The sequence below is a fragment of the Paenibacillus sp. Lou8.1 genome (assembly GCF_024213565.1).
GTDB classification, from domain to species: Bacteria; Bacillota; Bacilli; order Paenibacillales; family Paenibacillaceae; genus Paenibacillus; species Paenibacillus polymyxa_B.
Genome location: NZ_JANAVN010000010.1, coordinates 13,884 through 27,111 on the forward strand (window position 1 = coordinate 13,884; position 13,228 = coordinate 27,111).

Genomic DNA, 13,228 nt, shown 5'->3' on the forward strand with positions numbered 1-13,228 from the left:
AAGTATGAGCAAGATTACATTTCTGGGTGCAGGTAGTACGGTATTTGCTAAAAATGTGCTTGGCGATTGTATGTTGACGCCTGCATTGCAGGGCTTTGAACTGGCGTTGTTCGATATTGATCCCATAAGGCTGAAAGATTCGGAAAATATTTTATCCAATTTGAAAAAAACAACAGGGAGCACCTGTGTGATTCGCTCTTACACTGACCGTAAGGAAGCGCTGCGCGGAGCGACCTATGTGGTAAACGCCATCCAGGTAGGCGGCTATGATCCGTGTACGATTACGGATTTTGAAATTCCAAAAAAATACGGCCTGCGCCAAACGATTGCCGATACGGTCGGTATTGGCGGTATTTTCCGCAATTTACGTACAATTCCGGTGATGCTCGATTTTGCGGCAGATGTGCGCGAGGTGTGCCCGGATGCATGGTTTCTCAACTACACGAATCCGATGGCTGTGCTGACGAATGTGATGAACGTTCATGGAGGTGTCCGTACGGTAGGGCTGTGTCATAGCGTGCAGGCGTGTATACCGGAACTGTTTAAAAGCCTCGGGCTGGAGCAGGAAGGTGTAAAGGCAAAAATCGCAGGCATCAATCATATGGCGTGGTTGCTCGAAGTGAGCAAGGACGGTGTGGATTTATATCCTGAGATTAAAAAACGAGCCGCCGCTAAGCAGCAGGAAAAGCATCAGGATATGGTGCGCTTTGAAATGATGCTAAAATTCGGCTATTACATTACGGAATCGTCCGAGCATAATGCGGAATATCATCCGTATTTTATCAAACGGGCATATCCTGAGCTGATCGAGCGCTTCAATATTCCTTTGGATGAATACCCGCGCCGCTGTGTGAGTCAAATTGAACGATGGGAAACGATGCGTGAGGAGCTTTTGGGCAATCAGGATCTGCGTCATGAACGGTCAAATGAGTATGCCTCTTATATATTTGAGGCGATCGAAACGAATCAGCCTTTTGCCATTGGCGGCAATGTGATGAACACAGGCTTAATTACCAATCTGCCGAAGGAAGCCTGTGTGGAGGTACCTTGTCTGGTGAATCGTAACGGGGTTACGCCAACCTTTGTCGGGGATTTGCCACCCCAATGCGCTGCGCTGAACCGGACGAATATTAATACCCAGCTGTTAACGATTGAAGCTGCAATCACCGGGAAAAAGGAGCACATTTATCACGCTGCTATGCTGGACCCGCACACGTCCGCAGAGCTGTCCATGGATGATATTGTTTCTCTGTGTGATGACCTGATTGCAGCCCACGGGACATGGCTCCCAGCCTATGTGTAAGGGAGGCAGATGAATGGGAGGCCGGGGTCGTCAAAAGTTCGCCGGGATTCCTACAATCCGTGGGAAATTCATTGTACTGACGCTGGTACTCACCGTCATTCCGATGGTGGTACTGACCTTTACCTTTTACCGGATCGCGGCCCATTCCCTTGGTGAGAAGTCGGAGGCACTGGCTATGCAGTCCCGGCAAATGAGTGAAAATTACGTCAATGCGACGCTCTCCGATTTGAATGATCTGACCAATTCCATTCTCAGCAATCCTGATGTGCAGTCTACGCTAGAGACCAAGCCGGAAGATGATTATGAATATTTACGGAACGATGAAACACTCAGTATGGTGGTCCGTACGCAAACCCAGACCAAGCCGTATATCACGTCCTCTCTCATATATGCCGCCAATGGCGGGCTCAAGCATTCTCTCTATCAAGGGAATGTTTCGGTCCGTTTTGGCGGCCTTCCTACATTAGAGGAAGCACGTGTGTACTATCGCCGCCTGCTCGCTGAGCGACCCATGATGTGGATGGCTCATTCGCCGTTTGAATCCGGACGCGGGATGGCGGAGGATCGCATCTATGTGGGGAAGCTGCTTCGAAAAACGACTGGAGATTATGCGCCCCTCGGATTTTTGCTGCTGGAAATCGACAAGGCCAGTCTGTTTCGGGGGCTTGCTTTTCATGAAACAGACGGTAATACCCAGATGTGGGTGCTGGATCAGGAGGGCGAGCCTGTATACCGATTGCCGGAGCAGGGTGTTGCGGACCAAGCGCTATTGCGGCAGATTGCCAAATCGGCTGTGGATAGGCCTGTGCTTACGAAGGACTGGAGAACATGGAACGGCCGCCAGACGATGATCTCTTACGGCCCGTTAAATGAAGGACAATGGACGTTGCTGCAAAAAGTCGATCAGTCCGTGCTGTTTGAGGATGCGCGGAAAATTGGTGCCTGGACCATCTGGACTTTTTTGATTGCATTGATGCTGGGCTGGATGCTGTCTTATCGGTTAAGTGACACGATTCGTCGCCCCCTGCTTCAATTGAGCCGATTGATGGCGGTCGATGGGAGTGTGAGCGCTACAGGCTCAGCCCAAGCTTTCGAAGCTCCTAATTCCGTTGTTTTTAATCCTAAGGATGAGGTAGGGCAGATCGGGCAGCGTTTTCTTCATATGATGCAAAAAAATCATGAACTGTACGGTCAGGTCTACGAAGCATTGCTGTCGCGTAAGCAGGCTGAGTTTCGCGCGCTTCAGGCGCAGATTAATCCGCATTTTTTGTACAACACGCTAGAATCACTGAAGGGAATGGCATTGGCGAATGGGCAACGGGATATGGCAGAGGTAATCGGTGCCTTTGGTAAATGTTTTCGCATTTCGCTAAGTTATGGCCGAGAGCAAATCAGTTTGGGACAGGAAGTTGAGCATGTAAGCGCCTATGTGAAGGTGCAGCAGTTCAGATTTAGGAATTCGTTCGAGTGGATTTGCGAGGTCGAGGAGGATATTTGCGGATTTTATGTACCCAAACTGATCCTCCAGCCACTCGTCGAAAATGCTATTTACCACGGCTTAAAAGGGCGTACCGACCGTGGATATATCATGTTATCCGGTACAAGGGAAGGGGATATGTTGCGTTTGACGGTCAGTGATGATGGGGGCGGTATTGGAGCCGAGCGTCTGAACGATATCCGGAAGTCGCTGGATGCGGAACGGGGGAATGCTATTGGCTTTGGGTTGCGCAATGTGCATGAACGTCTTCGGCATTATGGTCCGCAATATGGACTGTCCGTGACAAGCGAGCCGGGTCAGTACACCTCGGTTACCTTACAGGCACCCATTCGAACCGAATAAGAAAGGGGAGGATGGCATGTACCGGCTGCTGATTGTGGACGACGAATATCATATTCGGGAAGGACTGAAGCTGATGGTGGCGGAAAGTAGTCTGTCAGTGGAAGTCAGTGATGTGGCGGAGGACGGCGCAACGGCATTACGTTTGTATACGGAGCAGCGACCGGACATGATTTTACTGGATATTAATTTACCGGATATGAGTGGACTGGACGTAGCAAAAACCATTCGGGAAAAGGATCAGCAGACCCCGTTATTATTCCTGACAGGGTATGAATCTATGACGTATATTCGTCAGGCAGTTTCGCTTCAAGCGGTCGATTATTTGCTCAAGCCGGTGACCAGCGGGGATTTTGAAGCGGCATTGAGCCGGGCTGAGGATCGCATTGCGCAATGGCGAAGAAGCGAGGAGGAAGCCATTCACCGCCATCGTTCATTGGAGCCATTGTACAGGGAGCATCTACTGCTGGATTTGCTCCAGCAGCGGCGTCCTGCAGCCGAGGTCATTCGAGAGATGGACGGGCTGGGATTTTTCGGCGAGACGAGTGGGCCGCCTTATACTGTGCTGTGCTGCGAGCTGGAGGAGGCGTCGCAGCAGGAAGCAGCCAACACTAGCAAGCCATACGGTTCCATGCATAAAAGCAGCCATGTATTCGCCGGACTGGCGGGGGAGGCTGCGGCAGCAGCCGGGGCGAAGGCGCATGGTGCGGCGGTTTCCCGCGATCGGCGTGTTGTGCTGCTGGCGACGGCATCTTGCAGGGCCGCGGAGCGGACGGCACAGCAGATTCGGCAGGCCGTGCAGGAACGATTGAGCCAGGGCGTGTCCATCGGGATTAGCCGTCCCGTACAACGGATGGAGCAACTTCCCGAAGCGTATGAGGAAGCTGTGCAAGCGGCGGAGCATCGGGGGTGGGTGGGCTATAGCCAGATCATTCCCTATGAGAGCATTCAGGCGGCCGAGCCGAACAGCAGTCAACTACTGGAGAAGGAACTGCTGATGATTACGGAAATTCGAGCGGGCAATGATGCTGCCGTACATGCGATTTTACAGGAATGGTCAGGACAATTGGCGGGCTTGCCTGTCAAGCAGGTGAAAATGATCGTCACTCAGCTCGTCCTGTTCGTCATGCGGATCGTCCAGAGTGATGCATCTGTAGGACAAACATCCATGCAGGAGCAGGACCCGTTGTTGGAGCTGTCCCGATTACGGCATGGGCCCGAGATGATTGATTATGTATCGCGCTATTTTGTTCGGGTGGGTCGTCATGTCCGAGAATCACGCGAGAAGGGCATTCCGCGCAAATTCCAACAGGCCAAGGAATGGATTCGCGAGCATCTTCAGGAGGATGGCGGGCTGAACCGTCTGGCAGAGTACATGAATATGAGCCCCAAGTATTTGAGTGCCCGTTTCAAGCAAGTTACAGGTGAAAGCTTCGCCGACTACCAGACGCGTGTTCGCTTTGAGCGAGCCCGAGAACTGCTGCTGGACCCGAATCGCAAGGTGGCGGAGGTAGCGGAGGTAGTGGGATTCACAGATACGAACTATTTTAGTATTGCCTTTAAAAAGCATACCGGACTGACCCCGACGGAGTTTCGTAAAACATTTTTGTAAACGCGCTGTTAAAAAAATCATACCAAAACAAAGAGAGTCTGGAGTCGTTGGGTGGTCGGCTCTGGGCTCTCGGCGCATAATAGGCTTGTAAGGAGAAACCAGTTCAGGAAGGGGCCGGTTGATTTGCTGAAACGAAGGTTACGGACATGGATGGCTCTCGTGATGACGGCGATGTTGACAGGGCTGACGGCTTGCAGTGGTAACGCTGGCGAACCGGCTATTCCCAATGCGGTCGAACTCAAGTTCATGTACTGGGGAAGCAATGACGAGAAGCAGGCGATGGAAAAAATGATTCAAAGCTTTAACGCATCCCATCCGAACATCCGGGTGAAGGGCGAGCATGTCCCTGGTGACTACACGACGAAAATTAACACGTTAATGGCTGCCAATCAGCTTCCTGATATCGCCTACCTGGGCGATTCGCTCACGATGAAATGGGCAAGTGAAGGCAGACTCCTGGATTTATCCTCCTATTATGACGAATATCCCAATTTAAAAAACAAGCTCAAATCCTCCTATCTCTACAGCGAACCTGGCAAGTCTATCGGAAATTACACCGCATTGGAAGTGATGCAGTTATTTTACAACAAGGAGTTGTTTACAGAAGCAGGGGTACCCGTCCCTCCGGCTGATCCTCAAAAAGCGTGGACATGGGATGAATTTCTGAAAATTGCCAAAAAGCTGACCAAGGATCAGAACGGCAAGCATCCGGGAGACAGTGGATTTGATCCGAAAAATATTGTGCAATACGGCTTTGCCTTCGGCAATGACCGCAGCTCCTGGGGGCCGCTTTTAGCGAGCAACGGTGGAGGTTTGACTGACAAAACAGGCAAGAAGTACACCCTGAACAGTCCTGAGTCGGTGGAGGTTTTTCAGAAGTTGCAGGATCTGGTTTTCAAGGAGTATGTTTCTCCTGATTTGATCCAGCAGCAGGACATGCCGTCCAATACGATTCGGCTTCAGACAAGAAAGGTCGCCATGGTGGTGGACGGGACATGGTCCCTGCTCGATTTTTCGAACAACAAGCAACTGCAATGGAGTATCGGCGTTCTGCCGAAGCTAAAAGAGCCCAAAACGATGATCGTTGCGGGAGCCACGGTCATTTTCCAGAGCACCAAGCACCCGAAGGAAGCGCTCGAATTTTATTTGTACCATAATAATCCCGAAAAGGTTGATTTGTTCAAGTCCGGTCTGTGGATGCCTATCGAGGAAAAATATTATACCGATGAGCAGGCCATCCAGTCATGGACCAATAATGCCGCACATCCACCGGAATTTCAAAAGGCTGGCATTGAGTATGCCAGAGATTATGCGATCAAGCCGTCCACTTCGACCCTTCGCAACTGGCCTGATATCGGTTCCAAGCTGACCCCAGGGCTGGATCTGATTTGGACGAACAAGAAGACGCCGCAGCAGGCGCTGGATGAACTGGAGCCCATCATTCAGCCATTGCTTCAAGGGGTATACCCGGATGAATAATGCGGCGGGACAGCTGCGAAAGGAGAACAGCCCATGAAGCGACCAAAATCAGGAATGATGCGCATGGAGCGAAACTGGGGTCTGCTATTCGCGCTTCCTGCCATCCTCGGATTAATGATATTTACAATTGGACCGATCGCGGCCTCGTTCGTATTCAGCTTAACCGATTGGACGATTGGTGGACAGATGACCTTTATCGGATTGGACAATTACCGAACCATTTTGACCGAGGATGCTACCTTTTCCCAATCCATGTTCGTGACCACATATTATGCACTGGGCAGCGTACCTCTAGGCTTGGCGGCAGCTTTTATCATTGCGCTGTTATTAAATCAAAAGGTGAAGGGTTTGTCGGTGTTCCGTACGATTTATTATTTACCTACCATTGTGCCGAGTATTGCCAACACGATGCTGTGGCTATGGATGTTCAACCCGGATTTTGGTCTGTTAAATTCGCTGCTGGAGGGCGTTGGACTGCCAGGGAGCAAATGGATTTATGACGAGAGCACTGCAATACCCTCGCTGATTATGATGAGCACCTGGGGGATCGGGAACACGGTCATTATCTTTTTGGCGGGACTTCAGTCGGTTCCCACCCATCTGTATGAAGCAGCTGAGGTAGACGGCGGCAATAGGTGGCATAAATTTTTTCACATTACCATTCCTTCGATGACACCGACCATCTTTTTCAATCTGGTCATGTCTTTAATCAGCACCTTTCAGGTATTCAATCAGGCGTATGTTATGACTAACGGGGGACCTAACAATTCAACCCTGTTCTATGTGTTCTACTTGTGGCGTACGGCCTTTACGGAGACTAAAATCGGCTACGCCTCAGCGCTGGCCTGGATCTTATTTTTCGTCATCATGGTGCTAACGGTTCTGATTTTTTCCACTTCCAAAAAGTGGGTTCACTATGAAGGAGGGGAACGTTCATGAATCAGGTCACTTCTTCTGTCAATCCTTCAGAAACACCACAACATCCGTTGCCACAGCCTGAACGCTCCCGAAGTCCTGCTACCGCCACCCGTTCCAAACCATTCCCAATCAGCCGTGTTGTACTATATGTCGTTTTAATTATAGGTAGTGTTTTAATGCTGTTGCCATTTGCATGGCTCATTCGCAGTTCTCTGATGGGGACATCCCAAATTTTCGTGTTCCCGCCAGAGTGGATACCCTCTCCTTTTCAATGGAGCAATTACCCGGAAGCGCTGACTTCGGTACCGTTCGGCAAGTATTTTTTGAATACGTTCATGATTGAGGTGTGTGTGCTGGCAGGAGTGATGTTGACCTCGATTATATCGGCGTTTACCTTTGCTCGCCTGCGCTGGCCTGGACGTAATCTGATTTTTTCCCTGCTGATCGGGTCGATGATGCTGCCTTACGCGGTGACGCTAATACCCACTTTCGTCATGTGGCGTGAGCTGGGCGGGCTGAATACATTTCTGCCGCTGATTGTTCCTGCATGGTTCGGTGGAGGGGCGTTTAACATCTTCTTGATGCGACAATTCATGCTGACGATTCCACGCGATTTGGACGAAGCGGCTTATATGGACGGAGGTACGCCTCTGACTGTACTATGGCGCGTCATTATTCCTTTATCTTCACCTGCATTGATCGTGATCGGAATATTTACATTTATTGATGTGTGGAACGATTTTTTGGGTCCGATTATTTACTTAAGTGACGAAAAGCATTTTACGTTAGCGCTGGGGCTGGCGACTTTCCGGGGATTAAACAATACCAATTGGCCTTACCTGATGGCGGCTTCCAGCACGATTTTGGCTCCCATCGTCCTGATATTTTTTATCGGACAACGCTATTTTATCGAAGGCATCACATTGACAGGGATTAAAGGCTAAAAGGAAGCTGGGACGCGCTGATGTGCTTGAAAAAGAGACGGAGAATTGGGCGCAGGACTTACGGGAAAGCGGCAGCGAGAAGAGTATACATGTGTTCAAAAGCAAGTGGGAGAGTGTGTTCTAAGGCATATGCCCTGAAAAGAGATGTGGAATAAGGAGGCGTACGAGTGAAAGAGGAAGAGAGTCAAAAGACAAAACCGTTACAGGGTGTCCCAGGCAGACTGGCCCGGTTACGCTCGGAATTCCCGGCTCTAGGGATAGATGCACTGCTTATTACACATGGGCCTAATCGAAGATATATGACCGGATTTACAGGCTCCGCTGGAATCGCGCTTGTTACGCAGGAAGAGGCTTTTTTAGTGACGGATTTCCGCTATATGATGCAGGCAACAGATCAGGCAGTGGAATATTCAGTGATTCGGCATGAGGCGCAAATCTTCCACACCGTGGCTGATCTCACAAGTAAATTGGGTGTCCACAGACTGGGTTTGGAGAGCCGACATGTCACACTTCAACAGTCGGGACAGCTACAAGCCGCGCTGGGCTCGTTGGAGTACGTACAAACGGAGGATGTCATTGAACGGCTGCGCGATGTGAAGGACGAAGAAGAGATTCGCACCATTAGCGAAGCTGCGCGTATTACCGATGCTGCCTTCACGGAGGTGCTGAATTATATTCAGCCTGGGGTTACAGAGCGGAGGATTGCGGCGGAACTGGAATATCAGCTCCGGCTCGCAGGTGCGGAATCGGGTGGTTTTGCGTTCATTGTCGCTTCAGGTGAGCGCTCGGCGCTGCCGCACGGACTGGCCAGTGACAAGGAAATTGGTCAGAACGAGTTTGTCACAATAGATTTTGGCGCAAATGTGCGTGGTTATCTATCCGATATCACGCGTACCGTATTCGTAGGCCAGCCCTCAGAACAACATGAGAAATTGTATGCCATTGTGCTGGAAGCAAATATGAAGACGATTGCAGGGCTTCGCCCCGGCATAAGCGGTCGGGAGGGAGACAGTCTGGGGCGGGATGTGATTGCCTCTTACGGCTATGGGGAGCAGTTTGGTCACGGTCTGGGTCACGGCTTTGGTCTCGAAATTCATGAGCAGGTACGGCTGTCCCGCGAAAGTAAATCTGTGCTCGTACCAGGTCATGTCCTTACTGTGGAACCGGGCATATATATTCCAGGCTTCGGCGGGGTTCGGATTGAGGACGATGTGCTGATCACAGATGACGGTGTCAAGGTTCTGACCTCCTCGCCCAAGGAGCTACTTTTGTTATAAAACGCAGTGGCGCTACAGGTAACTATCCATAGTTTGTAAGTCATCCAAAAACGAGATGGAGGGATCGAATGAACACGTATAAAAGATGCACCAAAATATGGCTGACTGCGCTGGCAGCTTCTCTCATAGTGGCTTTGACACCAGCTATTCCTGGGCAACAGACGGCTTATGCCGAAGCGGAGTCGGATGTAAAAGTCATCGACATCTTTAGTCGGACGGTGAACGATTATGGTATAGATCTAGTTGATTGGCAAGGGTATCTGGCCAACCCGTATGTGAAGCTAAAAGTGATGCCGCCAGCGGATGCTGCTTTTCCGTTAACGGTTACGTTAAATGCGCAGGGCACGTCCCGGCTGATGATGGATCTGCCAAGTACGTTGTCGGCGCAAGGTGCAAGCAAAACGCTGACTTTTGCCAATGCACAGGAGGAAAAAGATTTTCGGCTAGCCATCCATCCTGACCGGATTGGAGGAAACGGTGAAATAGAGAACTATACGCTGTCTATGTCCGTTGCTGGAAATGATGGTCACACGACTACTCAGTCCATTCCGATTCGCGTGCTGGATCAGGATGATAATAAAGAGCCCACCGTTCCCCTCCATTTTGACTATAGATTCGATACGATCAGGCCTTATTTCAATGATGCAGCTACCAAAAAAGCCGCAGAGCTGGCGGTAAAGGACTGGTTCTATTTCTTTGATCTGGCTCCTTTCGATGAGGTTCCTGCCAACGCGGAGGTAAACCATCTGCCAGGAGACGATTGGCAAAATGAAATACAGGTGACAAATGACAAACCCTATAAAGGCATGTGGGTATTCATGAGAGGGCTGAACGGGCCTTATTCTACGGGCTTTCCGGCCACGAACGGCAATTATCATACACGTAACGGTGTGACCGTCCCGGGGAACCTGAACCGTTCCTATAGTTTGATTCTGGATTTCTATGATGATGCGATTCCATTCACATCCGTGGACGATGAAGAATGGTATCAATCCAATCTGTCCAAAGTGACGGATGTGCATGGGCTGATCATGCATGAATTCGGTCATGCGATTGTATTCAGCGACACATTCCCGGGTGTCAAAGCGCTGAAGGAAGCGGCGGGCAATGACCCGGATATTATGGCTTATCAGCACAGACCAGCCGCGCTGGACGACAGCTATCATCTCTCTGGAGAGCTTGCAGAAGTCGACAGATTGAGCGGTCAAAATGGAGGCTGGCGCCATCTGTTTCCGACCCGGCGTTGGATGAACACGAAGCTTTCGCTACTGGTAGCAGAAAAAGCAGGCTGGCCGCTGCGTAAGGACCTGACTCCTTTCCTCGCGCCAGAAATCATGACGAAGGAATTGCCAGCACCCGTCAAAGGCAAAACGTACACGGCCAAGCTGGAGGCCAAAGGAGGCGTACCGTTTTACGATTGGACGGTGACAGGCGGTCAACTGCCCGCAGGCTTCACACTGGACCGTTTTACAGGAACGATTAGCGGAACAGCAGGCAGCGGAGCAGGCAACAAGACGTATACGTTTACCGTACAGCTGCGGGATTATGATGAGCTGAGCAAGCCTGTGACACAAAGCTTTACGCTTAAGCTGTAAAAAATACCTCTCAAACAGATTAAAACGGTCGAAGGGAGGGGAAGCGAATGAAACATGATGCCGCGGATCTGGTCATTGTAGGCGGTGGAATCATCGGTACAGCCATCGCTTATTATGCGGCTAAAACCGGGTTGAAGGTCGTGCTGGCTGAGCGAGGGGAGATTGCTGGAGGCACTTCGTCCCGTTGTGATGGAAATATATTGGCAATCGATAAAGAGCCCGGGTTTGACAGTCGAATGTCGATGGTATCGCAGGAGCTGGTGGCAGAGCTGGCTAGGGAACTGGAGGATGAGTTTGAGTATCGTGCGCCTGGCAGTATTCTGGTCTGTGAAAACGATCAGGAGATGCAAGCAGCTGAGCAATGGGTATCCCGTCAGCAGCAGGAAGGACTTCCGTTTCGCATGCTGGATCAGCAGGATTTGCGAGAGGAATGGCCGCATTTAGCCAAAGATTTGCCGGGCGGACTGGAGTGTGCGACAGATTCCACTGTGAATCCGGTGTTGATGACGTATGCGCTGGCCGGGGCCGCGCGTCTTATGGGAGCGAGGCTAATGCCCCGCACACCGATACAATCTGTCCTTAAGGACGAAGGGGGAAACGTCCGCGGGGTAGAGACGCCCAATGGCGCTATCCATGCAGGTGCAGTGGTATTGGCGGCAGGTGTGTGGACACACAGCATCGGTCATTCACTCGGTTTGGACCTTCCGATCATGCCGCGCAAAGGACATATACTGGTGTCTGCCCGAATGCCTTCCATTGGGAACCGCAAGGTAATGGAGTTCGGCTATCTGATGAGCAAGTTTGGCGGTCAGCGGAGTGTGGATGAGCTTTATGAAAAATACGGTGTAGCGCTAGTATTCGAGCCAACCGCATCCCAAAATATTCTGATCGGCAGCAGCCGTCAGTTTGTCGGTATGGACACACGTGTCGATCAGCAAGTGATTCGCTTAATCGCCCGCAGAGCCATTCGCTTTTTCCCTGCTTTAGCCAATATACCGCTGATGCGGGCGTATACCGGCTTGCGTCCATGGACACCTGATCATTTGCCAATTGTATCGGCAGTGGACGAAGTACCGGGGCTGTATATCGCTTCTGGTCATGAGGGGGATGGCATTAGTCTTGCGGCGGTGACGGGCAAGCTGGTGACTGAAATGGTACGGGGTGAATCCACTTGCATTCCGGTGGAGCCGTTGCGATATGACCGATTTGGCGAGGCTTTTACCAGCCACGAGGTTCACGGGGAGGTAACCGGATGAGTGTACCGGGCAGAATTACTACCATTGATACCCATACCGGAGGCAATCCGACGCGGACGGTCATTCACGGCGCGCCTAAGCTGGTAGGTCATACGATGCTGGAAAAAATGACTTATATGGCGGCACATCATGATGATTTTCGCCGTTTGCTGATGTTCGAGCCGCGAGGGCATGAGGTGATGTCTGGCTGCATTTTAACAGAACCTTGTCATCCAGGTGCAGATATGGGTGTGGTCTTTATAGAGACTGGCGGCTACTTACCGATGTGCGGTCACGATACGATTGGAGTATGTACAGCACTGATGGAAGGCGGGCTGATTGCTGCGGATAAAAAATCGATATTGCTGGACACTCCAGCAGGCCCGGTTCAAGTGCGGCTGGATGTGGATGCGGGCAAGGTGCGACAAGTGACGTTCACGAACATCCCTTCTTTTGTGTACCGCCGTGAGGTGAAGGTCCAGGTAGAGGGTATCGGGCAAGTCACGCTGGATATTGCGTATGGAGGCAACTTTTACGGCATTGTAGAGGCGGCTTCCATCGGTCTTGCACTGGAGCAGAGCAATGGGGCCGAAATTGTACGAACAGCGGTACAGATTCGGGAGGCAGTAAATGCTGTTGTTGAGGTAGTACATCCTGAAAATCCGGTTATTCAAGGATTGACACATATTGAATTTTACGGGGAGCCTGTGGCTCCACAGGCCGATTGCCGCAATGTCGTCGTCATCCCACCGGGAGGGATCGATCGTTCCCCTTGTGGTACAGGAACCTCGGCCAAAGTAGCGGTGCTGCACGCCAAGGGAAAACTGGGCTTCAATGAGCCGTTTGTACATGAAAGCATCACAGGTTCCATGTTTCGGGCTGAAATCGTGGGCGAGACGCAGATAGGTCCTTATCCGGCAGTCATTCCACAAATTACAGGTTCGGCTTGGGTGACGGGACATCATCAATTTGTGTTGGACCCCGAGGACCCGCTTAAAGAAGGTTTTTTGCTGATGTGAGCATTTTAC

10 protein-coding genes are annotated in these 13,228 nt (G+C 51.0%); all 10 read left to right on the top strand.

Annotation, left to right across the window (positions count from 1 at the left end; translation table 11 throughout):
- Positions 1 to 4 precede the first annotated feature (4 nt).
- The 10 genes from melA (at position 5) to NLX78_RS15370 (ending at position 13,219) form a co-directional block, all read left to right on the top strand.
- Complete coding sequence (gene melA, locus NLX78_RS15325; protein WP_254350868.1) at positions 5 to 1,303, top strand: alpha-glucosidase/alpha-galactosidase; 1,299 nt, start codon at positions 5 to 7, stop codon at positions 1,301 to 1,303.
- Positions 1,304 to 1,316: 13 nt separating this feature from the next.
- On the top strand, positions 1,317 to 3,143 hold the full coding sequence (locus NLX78_RS15330; protein ID WP_254350869.1) for a cache domain-containing sensor histidine kinase: 1,827 nt from the start codon (positions 1,317 to 1,319) through the stop codon (positions 3,141 to 3,143).
- A gap of 16 nt (positions 3,144 to 3,159) precedes the next feature.
- The gene (locus NLX78_RS15335) at positions 3,160 to 4,752 is read left to right on the top strand and encodes a response regulator (protein ID WP_254350870.1); all 1,593 of its coding nucleotides are present in this window, start codon (positions 3,160 to 3,162) and stop codon (positions 4,750 to 4,752) included.
- 123 nt (positions 4,753 to 4,875) lie between these two features.
- On the top strand, positions 4,876 to 6,231 hold the full coding sequence (locus NLX78_RS15340) for an ABC transporter substrate-binding protein (RefSeq protein ID WP_254350871.1): 1,356 nt from the start codon (positions 4,876 to 4,878) through the stop codon (positions 6,229 to 6,231).
- 33 nt (positions 6,232 to 6,264) lie between these two features.
- The gene (locus NLX78_RS15345) at positions 6,265 to 7,170 is read left to right on the top strand and encodes a carbohydrate ABC transporter permease (RefSeq protein WP_250267564.1); all 906 of its coding nucleotides are present in this window, start codon (positions 6,265 to 6,267) and stop codon (positions 7,168 to 7,170) included.
- Entirely contained in the window at positions 7,167 to 8,093 is a 927-nt protein-coding gene (locus NLX78_RS15350; RefSeq protein WP_254350872.1) for a carbohydrate ABC transporter permease, read from the top strand. Before NLX78_RS15345 ends, NLX78_RS15350 begins: the two co-directional genes overlap by 4 nt.
- A gap of 167 nt (positions 8,094 to 8,260) precedes the next feature.
- A complete protein-coding gene (locus NLX78_RS15355; RefSeq protein ID WP_254350873.1) occupies positions 8,261 to 9,370 on the top strand; it encodes a M24 family metallopeptidase in 1,110 nt (369 codons plus the stop codon).
- A gap of 68 nt (positions 9,371 to 9,438) precedes the next feature.
- Entirely contained in the window at positions 9,439 to 10,965 is a 1,527-nt protein-coding gene (locus NLX78_RS15360; protein WP_254350874.1) for an Ig domain-containing protein, read from the top strand.
- A gap of 47 nt (positions 10,966 to 11,012) precedes the next feature.
- Entirely contained in the window at positions 11,013 to 12,221 is a 1,209-nt protein-coding gene (locus tag NLX78_RS15365) for an NAD(P)/FAD-dependent oxidoreductase (protein WP_254350875.1), read from the top strand.
- Complete coding sequence (locus NLX78_RS15370) at positions 12,218 to 13,219, top strand: proline racemase family protein (protein ID WP_254350876.1); 1,002 nt, start codon at positions 12,218 to 12,220, stop codon at positions 13,217 to 13,219. The genes NLX78_RS15365 and NLX78_RS15370 overlap by 4 nt, the downstream gene beginning before the upstream one ends.
- Positions 13,220 to 13,228: the final 9 nt, after the last annotated feature.

What these genes read in the sequence shown, in the direction of transcription:
- melA (WP_254350868.1), top strand. Translation starts at nt 5, where the DNA reads ATGAGCAAGATTACATTTCTGGGTGCAGGTAGTACGGTATTTGCTAAA.
- NLX78_RS15330 (WP_254350869.1), top strand. Translation starts at nt 1,317, where the DNA reads ATGGGAGGCCGGGGTCGTCAAAAGTTCGCCGGGATTCCTACAATCCGT.
- NLX78_RS15335 (WP_254350870.1), top strand. Translation starts at nt 3,160, where the DNA reads ATGTACCGGCTGCTGATTGTGGACGACGAATATCATATTCGGGAAGGA.
- NLX78_RS15345 (WP_250267564.1), top strand. Translation starts at nt 6,265, where the DNA reads ATGAAGCGACCAAAATCAGGAATGATGCGCATGGAGCGAAACTGGGGT.
- NLX78_RS15350 (WP_254350872.1), top strand. Translation starts at nt 7,167, where the DNA reads ATGAATCAGGTCACTTCTTCTGTCAATCCTTCAGAAACACCACAACAT.
- NLX78_RS15360 (WP_254350874.1), top strand. Translation starts at nt 9,439, where the DNA reads ATGAACACGTATAAAAGATGCACCAAAATATGGCTGACTGCGCTGGCA.
- NLX78_RS15365 (WP_254350875.1), top strand. Translation starts at nt 11,013, where the DNA reads ATGAAACATGATGCCGCGGATCTGGTCATTGTAGGCGGTGGAATCATC.
- NLX78_RS15370 (WP_254350876.1), top strand. Translation starts at nt 12,218, where the DNA reads ATGAGTGTACCGGGCAGAATTACTACCATTGATACCCATACCGGAGGC.